This is a genomic window from Dickeya sp. ws52, assembly GCF_007210685.1.
GTDB lineage: Bacteria > Pseudomonadota > Gammaproteobacteria > Enterobacterales > Enterobacteriaceae > Dickeya > Dickeya chrysanthemi.
Genome location: NZ_SZVX01000020.1, coordinates 1 through 18,214, shown reverse-complemented (window position 1 = coordinate 18,214; position 18,214 = coordinate 1). Strand labels below are relative to the sequence as shown.

Here is an 18,214-nt window from a genome sequence, read left to right as displayed (position 1 = left end):
ATTGCCGATTGTCTGAAAAAAAACCGTATGTCCGGAAAACACCTTCTGATACTGGCGCTGGCCTGGCTGACGCAGCCCGTTATGGCACAGATGCCGACCGTCCCCGCGGCGCCGGCGCAAACTATCCGCCAGAGCGGTTTTGTCTATTGCGTCAATGATGTGCTCAGCACCTTTAACCCACAAATGTCGCGCAGCGGGTTGATGGTGGACACGCTGGCCGCGCAGCTTTATGACCGCTTGCTGGGCGTCGATCCTTACACTTACCGCTTGATGCCGGAACTGGCGCAACACTGGGATGTCAGCGATAACGGCTCGACCTACCGCTTTACCTTGCGTCGCGATGTGCCGTTCCAGCAAACCGCCTGGTTTACCCCCAGCCGGATGCTGAACGCCGACGACGTGCTGTTCAGTTTCCAGCGGATGCTGGACAAAAAGCACCCGTTCCACGACATCAACGGCGGCGAATACCCCTATTTCGATAGCTTGCAACTGGCCGACAACGTGCAAAGTATTCGCAAGCTGGGCGATTACAGCATCGAGATCCGTTTGAACAGCCCGGATGCGTCGTTCCTGTGGCATCTGGCGACCCACTATGCGCCTATCCTGTCGGCGGAATACGCCCAGCAATTGACCCGGCAGGATCGTCGTGAACTGCTTGACCGTCAACCGGTAGGCACCGGCCCTTATCGACTGGAGCAATACCGCTACGGTCAGTATGTGCGCCTGAAACGCAACGACGATTACTGGCGCGGTCGGCCACGTATGGAACAGGTGGTGGTGGACCTCGGCTCCGGCGGCACCGGCCGACTGTCCAAGCTGTTGACCGGCGAATGCGACGTACTGGCCTACCCAGCCGCCAGCCAACTGAGCATTCTGCGTAATGACCCGCGCCTGCGCTTGTCGCTGCGTCCGGGGATGAACGTCGCCTATCTGGCGTTTAACGTGCGCAAACCGCCGTTGGATGATTCTCGCGTGCGTCACGCCGTTGCGCTGGCGATCAACAATGATCGCCTGATGCAGTCGATTTACTACGGCACCGCGGAAACCGCCGCGTCGATTTTGCCGCGCGCGTCCTGGGCTTACGACAATGAGGCGCAGGTTACCGAGTACAACCCGGAAAAAGCGCGTCAGTTGCTCAAAGAACTGGGCATTACCCATCTACAGTTACAGTTGTGGGTGCCGAGCGCGTCGCAATCCTATAACCCCAGCCCGGTCAAGACCGCCGAATTGATTCAGGCCGACCTGGCTCAGGTGGGTATCCAGGTCACCATCGTGCCGGTAGAGGGCCGTTTTCAGGAAGCACGGCTGATGGAAATGAACCACGACCTGACGCTGGCAGGCTGGGCGACCGACAGTAACGACCCGGACAGCGTATTCCGGCCGTTGCTGAGTTGCGCCGCTATTCGCTCCCAGACCAACTATGCTCATTGGTGCGATCCCGGTTTCGATCAGGTGCTGCAAGATGCACTCTCTTCCCAGCAGCTCTCGCGGCGTATGGAATACTATCGGGTCGCGCACCATATTCTGGCCGAACAGTTGCCGGTGCTGCCGCTAGCCTCGTCATTGCGGATGCAAGCGTATCGCTACGACATTAAAGGGCTGGTACTTAGCCCGTTCGGGAATGCCTCCTTCGCCGGCGTTTACCGTGATGAAGGCAATCAAGAAAAACCGAATGACCGCGCCGTTGTTGACCCATCGTCCAGCACGCCGATTCAGGGAGAGCAACCGTGATTATCTTTACGCTTCGCCGTTTGTTGTTGCTGCTGGTCACGTTGTTTCTGCTCTCGTTGATCGGTTTTAGCCTGCTGTATTACACCCCGCACGCGCCGCTCAACGGTGCGGCGCTGCTCGATGCCTATCGCTTTTATTTCGGCAGCCTGCTGCAAGGCGATTTCGGCGTCTCCAGCACCAATGGGCAGCCAATCAGCGAGCAGTTGCGGGAAGTGCTGCCCGCCACCGTCGAGCTTTGTCTGCTGGCGTTTTCGTTGTCGTTGCTGGTGGGTATCCCGCTCGGCATCACCACCGGCGTACTGCAACACAAAGCCGCCGACCGGATTATCAGCGCGCTGGCGCTGCTGGGCTTCTCATTGCCGGTGTTCTGGCTGGCATTGCTGATGACCCTATTCTTTTCGCTGCACCTGGGGTGGCTGCCGGTTTCCGGGCGTTTCGACCTGCTTTACCCGGTGCCGCCGGTGACCGGTTTCGCGTTGATCGACGCCTGGCTCGCCCATTCCCCCTATCGGGAAGAGATGATCGCCAGCGCCATACAACACATGATTCTGCCGGTGCTGGTGCTGTCGGTCGGGCCGACGACCGAAGTTGTCCGCCTGATGCGTATCAGTACCACCGACGTCGGCACCCAGAATTACATCAAAGCGGCGATTATCCGTGGTTTGCCGCGAGCTACCGTGATTCGCCGCCATCTGCTGCATAACGCGCTGCCGCCGATCATTCCGCAACTGGGGTTGCAATTCTCCACCATGCTGACGCTGGAGATGATCACCGAAGTGGTGTTTAACTGGCCGGGGATCGGCCGCTGGCTGGTCAATGCCATCCGTCAGCAGGATTTTGCGGCGATATCCGCCGGGGTGATGGTCGTCGGCGCGCTGGTGATCACTATCAACGTGCTGTCCGATATCTGGGGCGCCATGGCAAACCCGCTGAAACATAAGGAATGGTATGCACTCCGATAATATTTACGGCGAGAAAGCGCTCCCCAGCCGCTGGGTCGACACCTGGACGGTCTTCCGCCAGGATCGGATGGCGATGATCGGTTTTTACGGTTTTCTGTTGCTGCTGGGATTGTGCCTGTTCGGCAATACGCTGGCGCCCTACGCGTTGGATCAACAGTTCCTCGGTTACCAGTTGCTGCCGCCCTCCTGGTCTCGCTATGGCGAAGTGTCGTTTTTTCTCGGCACCGACGATTTGGGCCGCGACCTGTTAAGCCGTTTGCTGAGCGGCGCGGCACCGACGTTTGGCTCCGCGTTGCTGGTCACGTTAGCGGTCACGCTGGTCGGCATTCTGATCGGCATGTTGGCCGGGGTGTCCCACGGCCTGCGTTCCGCCGTATTCAACCATATTCTCGACCCGCTGCTGTCGATTCCTTCGTTGCTGCTGGCGATGGTGGTGATCGCCTTTATCGGCCCGCAATTAACACACGCCATGCTGGCGGTATGGATGGCGTTGCTGCCGCGTATGGTGCGTACTATCTATTCCGCGGTACATGACGAGCTGGAAAAAGAGTACGTAACCGCCGCCCGGCTCGACGGCGCCTCGACACGCTATCTGCTTTGGTATGCGGTAGTCCCCAACATCCTGCCGGTGCTGGTCAGTGAAGTCACCCGCGCGCTCTCCATCGCCATTTTGGATATCGCCGCGCTCGGCTTTCTGAATCTGGGCGCCCAGCTACCCACCACCGAGTGGGGCGTGTTGCTGGGTAATTCGCTCGAGCTGGTGTACGCCGCCCCCTGGACGGTGATGTTGCCCGGTACGGCGATCACCCTCAGCGTACTGATCGTCAATCTGCTGGGGGATGGCATTCGCCGCGCCCTGCTTGCTCAAACCGAATAGTGACGGAACAACACCATGGCATTACTGGAAATTCGTAATCTGACCATTGAATTCCTCACGCCGGACGGCCCGGTGAAAGCAGTGGATCGTGTCAGCATCAGCCTCAACGAAGGCGAAATTCGCGGGCTGGTGGGAGAATCAGGTTCCGGCAAGAGCCTGATCGCCAAAGCCATTTGCGGCATCAATAAAGAAAACTGGCGCATCACCGCCGACCGTTTCCGCTTCGATGACGTGGACATGCTGCAACTCACGCCGCCTCAGCGCCGTAAACTGGTGCGGCACAACATGTCGATGATCTTTCAGGAGCCGCAGTCCTGTCTCGATCCGTCCGCTCGCGTCGGCCGTCAGTTGATTCAATCCATCCCCGGCTGGACTTACAAAGGCCGTTGGTGGCAACGCGTCAACTGGCGCAAACGTCGCGCCATCGAATTGCTGCACCGCGTCGGCATCAAGGACCATAAAGATGTCATGCGCAGTTTCCCCTACGAATTGACCGAGGGAGAGTGCCAGAAAGTGATGATCGCCATCGCGCTCGCCAATCAGCCCCGCTTGCTGATTGCCGATGAGCCGACCAACGCGATGGAAGCCACCACGCAGGCGCAAATCTTCCGCCTGCTCTCCCGGCTCAATCAGAACAACAACACCACCATTTTGCTGATCAGCCACGATTTGCAGACCATGAGCAAATGGGCGGACCGCATCAACGTGTTGTATTGCGGCCAGACGGTGGAAAGCGCCGTCAGCGATGAATTGATCAGCGCGCCGCACCATCCTTACACCCAGGCGCTGATCCGCGCCATGCCGGATTTCGGCTGCTCGTTGCCGCATAAAAGCCGCCTTAACACGCTGCCGGGGGCGATTCCGTCGCTGGCGCACCTGCCGGTAGGGTGTCGGTTGGGTCCCCGTTGCCCCTATTCACAGAAACAGTGCATGACGGCACCGCCGCTGACCCCGGTAAGAAACCATTGGTATGCCTGTCACTTCCCGCTCAACATGGAGGAATCCTGATGGTGGAAACCCTGCTGGAAGCCCGTAATCTCACCAAGACGTTTCGCTACCGTACCGGCTGGTTCCGCCGTCAGCACGTCGAAGCGGTGAAATCCGTGAGTTTTACGTTGCGGGAGCGACAAACGCTGGCGATCATCGGCGAAAACGGCTCCGGGAAATCCACGCTGGCCAAGATGCTGAGCGGTGTAATTCCCCCGACCTCCGGCGAACTGGTGATAGACGATCATCCCTTGCAGTATGGCGATTATCACTACCGCAGCCAGCGGATACGCATGATCTTTCAGGATTCGGCGACATCGCTCAATCCACGTCAGCGTATTGGCCAATTGCTGGAACTGCCGCTGCGTCTCAATACCGACCTGACGCCGCAAGAGCGGGAAAAAGCCATTAATCTGGCGTTGCGTCAGGTCGGCTTACGCGCCGATCACGCCACCTATTACCCACACGCTCTGGCGCCGGGACAAAAACAGCGTATCGGCCTGGCCCGCGCGCTGATTCTGCAACCTAAAGTGATCGTAGCGGATGAAGTGCTGGCGTCGCTGGATATGTCGGTGCGTTCGCAGATCATCAACCTGATGCTGGAGCTACAGGAAAAACACGGTATTTCCTATATTTACGTCACCCAGCATCTCGGCATGATGAAACATATCAGCGATCAGATTCTGGTGATGCAGGCCGGCGAAGTGGTCGAACGCGGCAGTACCGCCGATGTGCTGGCGGCACCGTTGCATGACCTGACTAAACGGCTGATTGCCAGTCACTTCGGCGAAGCGCTGAGCGCCGATGCCTGGCGCACAGACAGTCACCGTGCGTGAAAACCGCGCCATATCTGGCCCGGCGAGGAAAAACGCAGGGGCACAAGCCCCCTGCGTCTAGTGGTTGGAGTACCCCTTTGGGCGCCATACATGCTAGAATCGCCCGGTTTATTCACACCGATCATGGTAAATAATTATTTTTATTGGCGATGATCGCAGCAACAATGATCACAAGGATACTGCCATGGGTTTTCTTAACGGTAAGCGCATTCTGGTAACGGGCGTTGCCAGCAACCGCTCCATTGCATACGGTATCGCACAGGCGATGCATCGTGAAGGTGCAGAACTGGCGTTCACCTATCAGAACGACAAGCTGAAACCGCGTGTGGACGAGTTTGCCAAAGAGTTCGGATCGAGCATCGTGTTACCCTGTGATGTGGCAGAAGATGCCAGCATTGAGGCACTGTTCACCGAACTGGCGAAAGTATGGCCGAAATTTGACGGCTTCGTGCACTCCATCGCTTATGCGCCGGGCGACCAGTTAGACGGCGACTACGTGAACGCCGTCACCCGCGAAGGTTTCGCCGTTGCGCACGATATCAGCGCCTACAGCTTTGTGGCGATGGCGAAAGCCTGCCGTATCATGCTGAACCCGAATTCCGCGCTGATGACGCTGTCCTACCTGGGTGCTGAGCGCGCCATTCCGAACTACAACGTCATGGGCCTGGCTAAAGCATCGCTGGAAGCCAACGTCCGTTACATGGCGAATGCGATGGGCCGTGACGGCGTGCGCGTTAACGCAGTGTCTGCCGGTCCGATCCGCACACTGGCTGCCTCCGGCATCAAGAACTTCAAAAAGATGCTGTCTCACTGCGAAGCGGTTACGCCGATCCGCCGTGTGGTCACCATTGAAGACGTGGGCAATGCCGCCGCCTTCATGTGTTCCGACCTGGCTGCCGGTATCTCCGGTGAAGTTCTGCACGTTGACGGCGGTTTCAACATCGCTGCCATGAACGAGTTGGAACTGGGCGAATAATATCGTCGTCTGTACCGGGCTCGCGGCCCGGTACAGCATTGTTTCCCCGTTTGATCACCTCTTCCGTTCCCCTGCCATCACTTGTCATCACCACATTTTCCGTTAACACGACTAGCGCCAACACCGTGATCGTCAACGCGACGCCAGAGATCGACGCCACGATAAACCGCCTCTATCTCACTATTACTCCCTTTGATTAGACGCACTGACGCCCGCCGCCTACACTCTTCATTAGCAAGCAAAGATTTAAAGATTTTTTACATACTAAAAACATCATCACCTGCGTAACGAATCATGAAATTTAAATCCACCATTAAGCCATACCGCGCCGCAGCGGGCGGCTGGGGCTCGCTGGAAGCCACCACCCGCTTTGTGCTGGACAGCAAACAGGCGCTGAAAAACATCCGCAATTTGATGCGAGTCAACAAAAGCAAAGGATTCGACTGCCCCGGCTGTGCCTGGGGCGATGACAACAGCAGCACCTTCAGCTTTTGTGAAAACGGCGCCAAGGCCGTCAGTTGGGAAGCGACCCGCAAAGCGGCCGGGCCGGATTTCTTCGCTGAGCACAGCGTCAGTATGCTGCGCCGTCAGAGCGACTATTTTCTGGAATATCAGGGGCGGCTGACGCATCCGCTGCGTTACGACAAGAATAGCGACCGCTACCTGCCGATGCGCTGGGACGAAGCATTTGCGCTGATCGCCCGTCATATCCGCGAACTGGACCATCCTAATCAGATGGAGCTCTATACTTCCGGCCGCGCCAGTAACGAAGCGTCTTACTTGTATCAGTTATTCGGCCGGATGGTCGGCACCAACAATTTTCCCGACTGTTCGAATATGTGTCATGAAGCCAGCGGCAGCGGGCTGAAACAGAGCCTCGGCGTCGGTAAAGGCACCGTGCGATTGCAGGATTTCGAACATGCCGACGCCATTTTCGTGTTCGGCCAAAACCCCGGCACCAATCATCCGCGGATGTTACACAGCCTGCGTCATGCGGCCGATCGCGGCGCGCATATCGTGGCGTTCAACACCTTGCGCGAGCGTGGTCTGGAACGCTTCGCCAACCCGCAAAATCCACTGGAATTGCTAACGCCGCTGTCCGGCGCCATCAGCGAAACCTACCTGCAACCCCATCTGGGCGGCGACATGGCGGCGGTGCGCGGCATGGTGAAAGCGCTGCTGGAAACCCATCGTCAACGGCTGGCTGCAGGTGACGCGGGCCTTTTCGATCAGGCATTTATCGACCAGCACACCGACGGCGTCGCTGCGTATCTGCAACAAGTGGATGCCACGGCGTGGGATAAAATCGTGCGGCAGTCCGGCCTGAGCGAAACGCAGATCCGCTATGTCGCCGGCATTTACCAGCGCTCTGAACGGGTGATCTGCACCTGGGCGATGGGTATCACCCAGCACCGGCATTCGGTCGCAACGGTGCGAGAAATCGTCAACCTGCAACTTTTGTTCGGCCAGATCGGCAAGCCGGGTGCTGGTCTGTGCCCGGTGCGGGGTCACAGCAACGTACAGGGCAACCGCACCATGGGGATTGATGAAAAGCCGTCCGACGCCCTGCTCGATAGCCTGGCGCGTCACTTCGGCTTTACCCCGCCGCGCGGCCACGGTCACAATACCGTGCAGGCGCTGGAAGCGATGCTGCGTGATGACGTGCGGGTGTTGATCGCGCTGGGCGGTAATCTGGCCGCCGCCGCGCCGGATACTGACCGTACCGCACAGGCGCTCAGCCGCTGCGGCCTGACGGTACACATCAGCACCAAGCTCAACCGTAGCCATCTGATTACCGCACGGCACGATACGTTGATTCTGCCGACGCTGGGCCGCACCGAACGGGACATGCAGGCCGGCGGCCCGCAGTTCGTCACCGTCGAGGATTCGTTCAGCATGGTACATGCTTCTGAGGGGATCAGCCCGCCGTTGTCGGATCAGCAGCGTTCGGAAACCGCCATCGTCGCCGGTATCGCCCACGCGGTATTAGGAAACGACCGCCTCGACTGGCTGGCGCTGGCCGCCGACTATAACCGGATCCGCGATCATATCGCCGCCACCCTGCCGGGCTTCGCCGATTTCAATCAGCGCTGCGCCGAACCGGGCGGCTTCTGGCTCGGCAACGCGGCGGCGGCGTATCGTTTCAACACCGCCACCGGCAAGGCACGTTTCAGCACATCACCGTTACCAGACAGCGTGGTGCCGGCTTACGGCGATGCGCCTGCACCGTTTACCTTGCAGACTCTGCGTTCCCACGATCAATACAACACCACGATTTACGGCCTGGACGACCGCTACCGCGGCGTGTACGGCCAGCGCGACGTGCTGTTCATGCACCCTGACGATATTGCCGCGCTCGGGTTGCAGGACGGCGACCGGGTGGATATCGAAACCCTGTGGCATGACGATGTCGAGCGCAAAGTCACCGGTTTCCGCGTGGTCAGCTATAACATCCCGCGCGGTAATCTGGCGGCTTATTATCCGGAAACCAATCCGCTGGTACCGTTGTCCAGCTATGGCGAAGGCACCTTTACACCCACCTCCAAGTCGGTACCGGTACGCATTACGCCCAGTGCCGACACCACGCTGCAACGCATTGCCTGATCCCTTTGGCCGGGTGGGTTCTTTTCACGCCCGGCTTAATCCATCATGCTATCCACAACGGGTGTCATACTGATGCCCGTAAACTCCGACAACAGATTGTTTAATCGTTATTTGCAACCCTGCCATACTCAAGTAAGATTAACTGAGAAGAGTGTCATCATAGTTGGTCCCAAGGAGATAAAACATGTTGAAGGCAACCCGTAGGTATCTTCGCGCCGCCGGCAGCATTTTAGATCTGATGCCAGCGACAGACTATCTGGCAGACATCAACAAGCAAAGTGATGCGCAGAGAATGGCCGGCGATTTTCAAGCCATAGGTGACGACCTAAGAGTAGCGATGAATGCATACGGAAGAAGAAAAGGAATTACGTCAGGGATTGCAAAACGCTGATACACAGAACAGGGAAAATGAAGAGGCACAGGCGCTTGCCGAAAAGGTCGAGTCTACGCTGATTGAAAACCCGGTATTCCTTGAGCGCTTGCTTGCCAGGCCACAGATTCAAGCCATCGTTTCATCCACATTTTTTCGCGGACCGCTTCCCCCTCCAGAAATGCTGAAAGAGTACGATAATATCGTGCCCAACGGCGCTGAAAGGATCATGGCGAAAAGCGAGCGAGAGCAGGCCCATCGTCATCGTATCACTGAGAAAGGCCTCGACGGCGAGATAAGCAGAGACAAACGCGGGCAGTGGATGGCATTCGCCATTACCATGACTATTCTGGCGATCGCGACCTTTTTTGCCTGGAAAGGCGAAATGGTGTTTGCCGGTACGTTAATCACGCTTGATTTAATCGGGCTGGCGTCGGTATTTGTTATCGGACGATATCGTCCTTCCAACAACAGCGAATAACCCACCCACCTACCCCGCGACGCAGTTCGAACACGTCGGCATTGTACAGGCTGTTCATTGCAGCAACGCTTGCCGCCAGCGACCGATTCGCGTAAAACTGTCTGCCGCTAAAGCCACTATTAACCGCAATTCTGGACGCTATGTTTCAAGACAACCCGCTGCTTGCGCAGCTTAAACAGCAACTCCACTCTCAGACGCCACGAGCGGAAGGCATCGTCAAAGCCACCGACAAAGGATTCGGTTTTCTTGAAGCCGACGCGCAGAAGAGCTATTTCATCCCGCCGCCGTACATGAAAAAAGTGATGCACGGCGACCGTATTATCGCCACGCTGCACACCGAGAAAGAGCGCGAAGTCGCCGAACCGGAATCACTGGTGGAACCGTTCCTGACCCGGTTTGTCGGCCGGGTGCAGAAAAAAGACGACCGTTTGTCCATCGTGCCCGATCATCCGTTGTTGAAAGATGCGATTCCCTGCCGCCCGGCGCGTGGCGTCGAACAGGATTTCAAAGAAGGCGACTGGGCGGTAGCGGAAATGCGCCGTCATCCGCTGAAAGGCGACCGCGGTTTCTTTGCCGACCTGACCCAGTACATCACCACCGGCGACGACCCGCTGGCTCCCTGGTGGGTCACGCTGTCGCGCCATAATCTGGAACGTGAAGCGCCGAATGCCGATGCCGCCGAACTCGATGACGGCACGCTGGTACGCGAAGACCTGACCGGGCTGGACTTTGTCACCATCGACAGCGCCAGCACCGAAGATATGGACGATGCCTTGTACGTGCAGGACAACGGCGACGGAACGCTGGAAATGACGGTGGCCATCGCCGACCCGACCGCTTACGTACCTGCCGACAGCGAGCTGGACGCCATTGCCCGCCAACGCGCCTTCACCAACTACTTGCCCGGTTTCAATATTCCGATGCTGCCGCGCCACTTGTCGGACGATATCTGTTCGCTGCGCGCGAATGAGCGTCGCCCGGTGTTGGCTTGCCGTATGACCATCGCCGCCGACGGCGCACTGAGCCAGATTCGGTTCTTTGCCGCCTGGATCGAATCTCGCGCCAAGCTGGTGTACGACGAGGTCTCCGACTGGCTGGAGCAACAAGGCAACTGGCAACCGGCAAGCGAAAATATCGCCGTTCAGATCCGCCTGCTGCATCGCGTCTGCCAGGCCCGCAGTGCCTGGCGTACCGCACATGCGCTGGTGTTCCGCGACCGTCCGGATTACCGCTTCCTGTTGGGCGAAAAAGGCGAAGTACTGGATATCGTTACCGAACCGCGCCGCATCGCCAACCGCATCGTGGAAGAAGCGATGATCGCCGCCAACGTCTGCGCGGCACAGGTGCTGCGCGACACGCTGGGCTTCGGTATTTATAACGTCCACAACGGTTTCGACCCGGTCAGCATTGACCAGGCGGTCGCGGTACTGGAAAGCAATGGCATTCAGGCCGATGCTCAGCAACTGCTGACGCTGGACGGTTTCTGCATCCTGCGCCGTGAACTGGACGCGCAGCCGACCCAATTCCTCGACAGCCGCATTCGCCGCTTCCAGACGTTTGCGGAAATCAGCACCGTGCCGGGCCCGCACTTCGGTCTCGGTTTGGAGGCGTACGCCACCTGGACGTCGCCGATCCGTAAATACGGCGATATGGTTAACCATCGGTTGCTGAAAGCCGTCATCACCCAAAGCGCGGCGGAAAAACCGCAGGACGAGGTGACGCTGCAACTGGCCGAGCGCCGCCGCCTCAATCGCATGGCGGAACGCGACGTCAGCGACTGGTTGTACGCCCGTTTCCTGAAAGACAAAGCCGGCACCGACGCCCGCTTTACCGGTGAGATTATGGACGTTAATCGCGGCGGTCTGCGTGTACGTTTGCTGGAAAACGGCGCCACCGCCTTTATTCCGGCCTCGTTTATCCACGCGGTGCGCGACGAACTGGTGTGCAGCCAGGACACCGGCATCGTCACGGTGAAAGGCGAACCGGTTTACCGGCAGAGCGATACGCTGACGGTCATGTTGACCGAGGTACGGCTCGAAACCCGCAGCATCATCGCCAAACCGGCGGCCTGATTCGCGCCAGTCCCACGCCACCCAGCCGGGTGGCGTTTTTTTATCGCCGGATCGACCGTCGCCCTTTCCCTACACGATATTGCGACATAACGGAGATGTGAACATGAAAAGAATCACACTGGGCAACAGCACTCTGTCAGTCCCGAACATTGCGCTGGGCTGTATGCGGCTGGCGGGCAAGACGCAGCAAGAAGCGGTCACCTTGCTGCAGACGGCGCTCGACGCCGGCATCGATTTCTTTGATCATGCCGATATCTACGGCGGCGGGCGTTCTGAAGAAATGTTTGCGGCGGCGGTGCGTCAGGCGGGCATACCCCGCGACCAACTGCTGATTCAAAGCAAATGCGGTATCCGCCCCGGCTTTTTCGATTTTTCCAAAGCGCACATTATCGCCGCGGTGGAAGGCAGCCTGAAACGCCTGAACACCGACTACCTCGATACCCTGCTGCTGCACCGCCCGGATACGCTGTGCGAGCCGGATGAAGTCGCCGCCGCGTTCGACGAACTGGAAGCCAGCGGCAAGGTCCGCCATTTTGGCGTCAGTAATCAGGCGCCGTTACAGGTTGAATTACTGAAAACCGCCGTGCGCCAGCCGCTGCTCGCCAACCAGTTGCAGCTCAGCATCATGCACACGCCGATGATCGACGCGGGTCTCAACGTCAACATGACCCACGCGCCATCACTTCATCACGACGGTATGGTGCTGGAATACAGCCGCTTGCAGGGCATGACGATTCAGGCGTGGTCGCCCTTCCAGTATGGTTTTTTTGACGGCGTATTTGTGGATAACGACAAATTCCCGCAACTGAACGCCACGCTAAGCCATATCGCCGGCCAGTACGGCGTCTCCACTACCGCGCTGGCGGCAGCCTGGATTTTGCGCCACCCGGCCAGTATGCAGGTGGTCGTCGGCAGTATGGACCCACAGCGCCTGCAAGATATCGCCACGGCGTCTGAACTGCGTATCAGCCGCGAAGAGTGGTACGAAATCTACCGCGCCGCCGGTAATAAATTACCCTGATATTCCTTCACATTCCCTTGCCCGGCGTCCGTCGGGCCGTTTTTCGCCACCGATGACAACACACCTTCCCGCAAGCCGATGCATCACCACGGTCGGCGTTGTCGTGTTGCCGTATGCCGGCCGCTCTCGCTCTCCCCGCCGTGACGGCAAACAAAAAACTTTATTCACGACAAAATATATTCTTGCTCACATTTTTCTCTTGTCATAACCACGCCGATTAATCACTGCACTATGGTTATTTATTGATATCACAATATTTATTGATATCCCGACGTCGATGAGGCTCGGTATTTATGATGTCTCGCGTTATCCGTTTCGCCGCAAGGCGACGCCTTGACAGGCCGTCAGACATTGCCGACGGCCAGGCATAACCACCAGTCAGGAGTCTGTGAGATGAAAACCATCAAAAATATGTCGATATGGATAGCCGTTGCTATCGCGGGCGCTATAGCGTTCGCCATGCTGGCGCTGAGTCAGGGGGAGCATGTCAGCGCCGTCTGGCTGGTCATCGCCGCGGTCGCGTGTTACAGCATCGCCTATCGTTTCTACAGCTTGTTTATTGCGAGTCGGGTATTTGAACTGGATGACCGTCGCCTGACGCCCGCCGAACGCCACAACGATGGGCTGGATTACGTCCCAACGAATAAGTGGGTGTTGTTCGGTCACCACTTTGCCGCCATTGCCGGTGCAGGCCCGTTGGTGGGGCCGATTCTGGCGGCGCAAATGGGTTTCCTGCCGGGAACATTGTGGATACTGATTGGCGTCATGCTGGCCGGTGCGGTACAGGATTTTCTGGTGCTGTTTATCTCCACCCGGCGTGATGGCCGCTCCCTGGGCGAAATGGCGCGACAGGAATTAGGGTCGTTCGCCGGCGTGGTCACCATGCTGGGCGCACTGGGGGTGATGATCATTATTCTGTCGGCGCTGGCGCTGGTGGTGGTCAAAGCATTGACCAACAGCCCGTGGGGGATGTTTACCATTGCGGCCACCATCCCGATTGCGCTGTTTATGGGCGTTTATATGCGTTTTCTGCGGCCGGGTAAAATTGCCGAAGTGTCGCTGATCGGTTTTGTGCTGATGATGATGGCGATTATCTACGGTGGCGACATCGCCGCGCATCCTTACTGGGGGCCGTTTTTTACGCTGAAAGGCACAACGCTGACCTGGGTGCTGGTGATTTACGGCTTTGTCGCCTCGGTGCTGCCGGTCTGGCTATTGCTGGCACCGCGCGATTACCTGTCCACGTTTCTGAAGATCGGCGTGATCGTCGGGCTGGCGATCGGCATCCTGTTTGCCATGCCGGAACTGAAAATGCCCGCCGTCTCGCGCTTTATCGACGGTAGCGGGCCGGTGTTCTCCGGCAGCCTGTTCCCGTTCCTGTTCATCACCATCGCCTGCGGCGCTATCTCCGGCTTCCATGCGCTGGTCTCCAGCGGTACTACGCCCAAACTGGTTGAGCGCGAAAGCCACATCCGGTTTATCGGTTACGGCGCCATGTTGATGGAATCGTTCGTGGCCATCATGGCGCTGATTTGTGCGTCGGTGATCGACCCTGGGGTGTATTTCGCCATGAACGCGCCCGCCGCGCTGATCGGCACCACGGTAGAAAACGCCGCGCAGGTGATCAGTAGTTGGGGGTTCGTCATCACACCATCCGATCTGGCGAACATCGCCAAAGATGTTGGCGAATCCTCGATTCTGTCTCGTGCCGGCGGCGCACCGACCTTCGCCGTCGGCATGGCGCATATCATCACCGATATTTTTAATAGCCGGGCCATGATGGCATTCTGGTATCACTTTGCCATCCTGTTTGAAGCGCTGTTTATTCTTACCGCCGTCGATGCCGGTACTCGCGCCTGTCGGTTTATGGTGCAGGACCTGGCCGGGTTAGTGGTGCCGAACATGGGCAAAAGCCACTCCTGGCTGGGGAATATGGCCGGCACCACCGTGGCGGTAGCCGGTTGGGGATTCTTTGTCTATCAGGGCGTGATTGACCCGCTCGGCGGGATCAATACGTTGTGGCCGCTGTTCGGCATCGGTAACCAGATGCTGGCGTCGATGGCGCTAATCCTCGGCACGGTGGTGTTGTTCAAGATGAAAAAACAGCGCTACGCGTGGGTGACGATGCTTCCTACCGCCTGGCTGTTCATTACCTCGATGACCGCCGGCTGGCAGAAAATTTTTCACGAAAAACCCAGCATTGGTTTTCTGGCGCAGGCCAAACGTTTCTCAGCCGGCATTGAATCCGGCACGTTGATAGCACCAGCCAAAAACATGCAGGATATGACGACGATTGTCTTTAGCAACCAAATCAACGCCATGCTGTGCGGTTTCTTCATGCTGGTTGCGGTCACGATGCTGGTCGCCGCGTTCTTCGCCATCCGCCGGGCGCTGCACAGCGACAAACCCACGACGAATGAAACCACAGCGGCATGGCGGCAGGAGGCGCATAACGGCTGACGTCCATCCATCAGCAACCGGATGATATACAAGGCGAACGCCCTTCTCGCGTGGCTCACGCCTCCCGGATGTCGGGAGGCGTGGTGCGATGGTGGTGTGATTAGTGTGATTAATGATGTACGGCCTGCTGCTCCACCTTATCCTGCTCATCGTCCCCTTGCGGCACCGTACCATCGCCGCCTTTGACACGTTTTGACCACATCGCCGTGATGATCGGCACTAAAACCGAGGTCACAATCACTGATGTCGCCACCAGCGTAGTCGCCGCCGGCGCCACCGGCTTAAACGCCGGGACCATTTCCGCAATCAGTACCGGCGTCGCCACCGCCGCCCCGGCTGAGCTGGATGCAGCAATGCCCGCCGTACCGTCACCGCCGCCCAGAACTTTATCCGCCAGTATCAACGGAATACCGGTAATAATGATCACCGAAATCCCCAACAAGACTCCCAACAATCCGGTCTGACCGATTACGCTCAAATCAATGGTGTTACCGAGTGCGAAGGCGAAAAAGGGGATAAGCGTTTGCACTGCCCGGCTGAAAAATTCGCGTAATTCCGGGTCGAGGTTCCCCAGCGCAAACCCCACCAGAAACGGCAACACGGCACCGACAAACACATGCGGTTCAAAGGAAGCAATGCCGGCCGTGCCGAGAATAACCATCGTCATCAATGGGCCGGACTCCAGCGACATCAGCACGAATGCGCCGGATTCCTCTTTAGTGCCGTACTGCTGCATGATCGACGCATATAACCCGCCGTTGGTCATATCCATCGCCGCCACCAGCGCCAGGGTGGATAACCCGGCAAAAAAGCCGACCTCTACCCCATTCTCCGGCAAAATACGGGACGCTACCGCCGCAACGACCCAGGCTACGGCAATTTTCGTCACGACCAGCGTGCCGGATTTGCGCAATACCGTTCCGGTGGCGCTCAACTGAATCGACGCTCCCATACAGAAGAACCACACCGCCAGAATCGGCACCGTGCCGCTTACCAAACCGTTGGTAAAGGACCCGAAATACTTACCGGCTCCCGGCGCAAAGGTATGGCACAACGCGCCGAGAAACAGCGGTACCAGCATCATGCCGCCCGGAATCTTTTCGATAGAACGTTTGATATGCATAGGATTGATTGCCTGAAGAAGGGGGATAAAAACCATGAGCAACACAGGCGTTACCCGCCATGATTTTCAGCATGACGAGGTAACGCCTGTTCAGCCCACCCGAAGGCCGGGCTGTGCCACATCCGTGTACGACTTCGCCGGCGACGAAGAAAACCGCTCCAGGGACACAGGCCAAACACTTCTCAGTGCTGAAGGTAGACGTTTAGTTGCGGGATAAAAGTGATCGCCTGCAAATAAATAAAACAATGTTTCTATTTTTATAGATCATTATTTTATTTATTGCATTCAGGGAGGAGAAACGCCCTCCCCGGCAAAGAGGATGAATGGAATGCGTATATCTGTACCGGATATAAATTGAGTCATTGCCCGTAGTAGGCATTCTTCCCGTGTTTGCGCAGATAGTGTTTGTCCAACAGTACGGGCTGCATCGGTTCCAGCGCTGGGGTCAACTGGCGCGAGAAAATCCCCATGTAGGCAATCTCTTCGAGCACCACCGCGTTGTGCACCGCATTGTGCGCGTCGGCTCCCCAGGCAAACGGGCCATGGGCATTAACCAGCACCGCCGGAATATCTTGTGGCGATAGACCTCGGTCACGGAAAGTCTCCACAATCACCTGACCGGTTTCCCACTCATAGCGACCGTTGATTTCCGCATCTGTCATCAGCCGGGTACAGGGGATGGGGCCATAGAAATAGTCGGCATGGGTCGTCCCCCACGGCGGCAAATCTTTACCCGCCTGCGACCAGATAGTGGCATGTCGGGAATGCGTATGGACAATCCCCCCCAACGATGCGAAAGCCAGATACAGCGCGCGGTGGGTATCGGTATCGGAAGAGGGTTTACGTCGCCCTTCCACCACCTGACCGGTTTCCAACTCCACCACCACCATATCCTGCACGGTCATCATGTCGTACTCCACACCCGAAGGTTTAATCACCATCAGGCCACGTTCACGATCCACTGCGCTCACGTTCCCCCAGGTGAACGTCACCAGTTGATGCCGGGGTAAAGCCAGATTAGCTTCAAGCACCTGAATTTTCAGTTCTTCCAACATCGTCTGCCCTCCTGTGTGATTTGCCTTATTCTCACGTTGGGCTATCGGCACAGGTATGGGCTGAATGGCTGAAAAACAGGCTGTGTTCTGCTGGGACGCCAGAAAAGGGATCACGCTGGCGCAGCGCGGCTGATAAAGACGGATACAACATCGCCAGCACACTGTGAATTAAGAGTTTTTCACCTGTTACGCTATTAGACGGTAATTATACTGGCAGCCAGATATACACAGCGCGTCACGGCACTCGCACTCGTCACGTTGCCATGACAACAAGATTCCTCATGGCGGCGAAAAGCTTAGCCGTGGAATATGAACAACTGGAGAAAAACCATGCAGATCAATAAAAAACTGACAACAGCCGTGCTCGCTATGGTGATAGTCAGCACACTGGCGGGCTGCGCCGGCATGAACAAACGTCAGCGTAATACGGCCATCGGCGCCGGTATCGGCGCGCTCGGCGGCGCGGTGTTGACCAACGGCAGCACGCTGGGCACCGTTGGCGGCGCAGCGGTAGGCGGTATCATTGGTCACCAGACGACAAAATAACGTATCGTCTTAATCAAACAGGCTCCCGAGGGAGCCTCAGACTGCTGACAAACGCATTAAGTACAGGATGAAGCATCTTTCCGGCGTCAAAAACTGTGCTGAGGTGGGCGACT

15 protein-coding genes are annotated in these 18,214 nt (G+C 57.6%); 13 read left to right on the top strand and 2 right to left on the bottom strand.

Annotation, left to right across the window (positions count from 1 at the left end):
• Positions 1 to 27 precede the first annotated feature (27 nt).
• From sapA to FDP13_RS17330, 12 genes are all read left to right on the top strand, one after another.
• Positions 28 to 1,731 (top strand): ABC transporter substrate-binding protein SapA, encoded by a 1,704-nt coding sequence (gene sapA, locus FDP13_RS17385; protein WP_143840038.1) that lies wholly within the window; start codon positions 28 to 30, stop codon positions 1,729 to 1,731.
• On the top strand, positions 1,728 to 2,693 hold the full coding sequence (gene sapB / locus FDP13_RS17380) for a putrescine export ABC transporter permease SapB (RefSeq protein WP_027711808.1): 966 nt from the start codon (positions 1,728 to 1,730) through the stop codon (positions 2,691 to 2,693). Before sapA ends, sapB begins: the two co-directional genes overlap by 4 nt.
• On the top strand, positions 2,680 to 3,570 hold the full coding sequence (gene sapC, locus FDP13_RS17375) for a putrescine export ABC transporter permease SapC (protein WP_143840008.1): 891 nt from the start codon (positions 2,680 to 2,682) through the stop codon (positions 3,568 to 3,570). Before sapB ends, sapC begins: the two co-directional genes overlap by 14 nt.
• 15 nt (positions 3,571 to 3,585) lie before the next feature.
• A complete protein-coding gene (sapD, locus tag FDP13_RS17370) occupies positions 3,586 to 4,578 on the top strand; it encodes a putrescine export ABC transporter ATP-binding protein SapD (protein ID WP_012769471.1) in 993 nt (330 codons plus the stop codon).
• Positions 4,578 to 5,393, top strand: a complete 816-nt coding sequence (gene sapF, locus FDP13_RS17365; protein WP_012769470.1) for a putrescine export ABC transporter ATP-binding protein SapF — start codon at positions 4,578 to 4,580, stop codon at positions 5,391 to 5,393. The genes sapD and sapF overlap by 1 nt, the downstream gene beginning before the upstream one ends.
• Positions 5,394 to 5,577: 184 nt before the next feature.
• On the top strand, positions 5,578 to 6,369 hold the full coding sequence (fabI, locus tag FDP13_RS17360; protein WP_012769469.1) for an enoyl-ACP reductase FabI: 792 nt from the start codon (positions 5,578 to 5,580) through the stop codon (positions 6,367 to 6,369).
• A 294-nt stretch (positions 6,370 to 6,663) separates the two neighbouring features.
• Positions 6,664 to 8,973 carry an FdhF/YdeP family oxidoreductase gene (locus FDP13_RS17355; RefSeq protein WP_143840007.1) on the top strand — a complete coding sequence of 770 codons (2,310 nt, stop codon included), beginning with the start codon at positions 6,664 to 6,666 and terminating at the stop codon, positions 8,971 to 8,973.
• 184 nt (positions 8,974 to 9,157) lie between these two features.
• The gene (locus FDP13_RS17350) at positions 9,158 to 9,364 is read left to right on the top strand and encodes a hypothetical protein (RefSeq protein WP_012769467.1); all 207 of its coding nucleotides are present in this window, start codon (positions 9,158 to 9,160) and stop codon (positions 9,362 to 9,364) included.
• Positions 9,351 to 9,824, top strand: a complete 474-nt coding sequence (locus tag FDP13_RS17345; protein ID WP_033580969.1) for a DUF2335 domain-containing protein — start codon at positions 9,351 to 9,353, stop codon at positions 9,822 to 9,824. The genes FDP13_RS17350 and FDP13_RS17345 overlap by 14 nt, the downstream gene beginning before the upstream one ends.
• A 140-nt stretch (positions 9,825 to 9,964) precedes the next feature.
• Complete coding sequence (locus tag FDP13_RS17340) at positions 9,965 to 11,896, top strand: exoribonuclease II (protein ID WP_033577342.1); 1,932 nt, start codon at positions 9,965 to 9,967, stop codon at positions 11,894 to 11,896.
• 103 nt (positions 11,897 to 11,999) lie between these two features.
• Entirely contained in the window at positions 12,000 to 12,917 is a 918-nt protein-coding gene (locus FDP13_RS17335) for an aldo/keto reductase family oxidoreductase (RefSeq protein WP_033577343.1), read from the top strand.
• Positions 12,918 to 13,310: 393 nt separating this feature from the next.
• Positions 13,311 to 15,377, top strand: coding sequence for a carbon starvation CstA family protein (locus FDP13_RS17330; RefSeq protein ID WP_012769463.1), 2,067 nt, complete (start codon positions 13,311 to 13,313; stop codon positions 15,375 to 15,377).
• A gap of 109 nt (positions 15,378 to 15,486) precedes the next feature.
• Here FDP13_RS17330 and kdgT read toward each other — a convergent pair whose 3' ends face one another.
• Positions 15,487 to 16,500 (bottom strand): 2-keto-3-deoxygluconate transporter, encoded by a 1,014-nt coding sequence (gene kdgT, locus FDP13_RS17325; protein ID WP_012769462.1) that lies wholly within the window; start codon positions 16,498 to 16,500, stop codon positions 15,487 to 15,489.
• Between the two features lie 359 nt (positions 16,501 to 16,859).
• Positions 16,860 to 17,555 carry an L-ribulose-5-phosphate 4-epimerase gene (araD, locus tag FDP13_RS17320; RefSeq protein WP_143840006.1) on the bottom strand — a complete coding sequence of 232 codons (696 nt, stop codon included), beginning with the start codon at positions 17,553 to 17,555 and terminating at the stop codon, positions 16,860 to 16,862.
• Positions 17,556 to 17,885: 330 nt separating this feature from the next.
• Here araD and osmB point away from each other — a divergent pair, with 330 nt between their 5' ends.
• Positions 17,886 to 18,101, top strand: a complete 216-nt coding sequence (osmB, locus tag FDP13_RS17315) for an osmotically-inducible lipoprotein OsmB (protein WP_012769460.1) — start codon at positions 17,886 to 17,888, stop codon at positions 18,099 to 18,101.
• Positions 18,102 to 18,214: the final 113 nt, after the last annotated feature.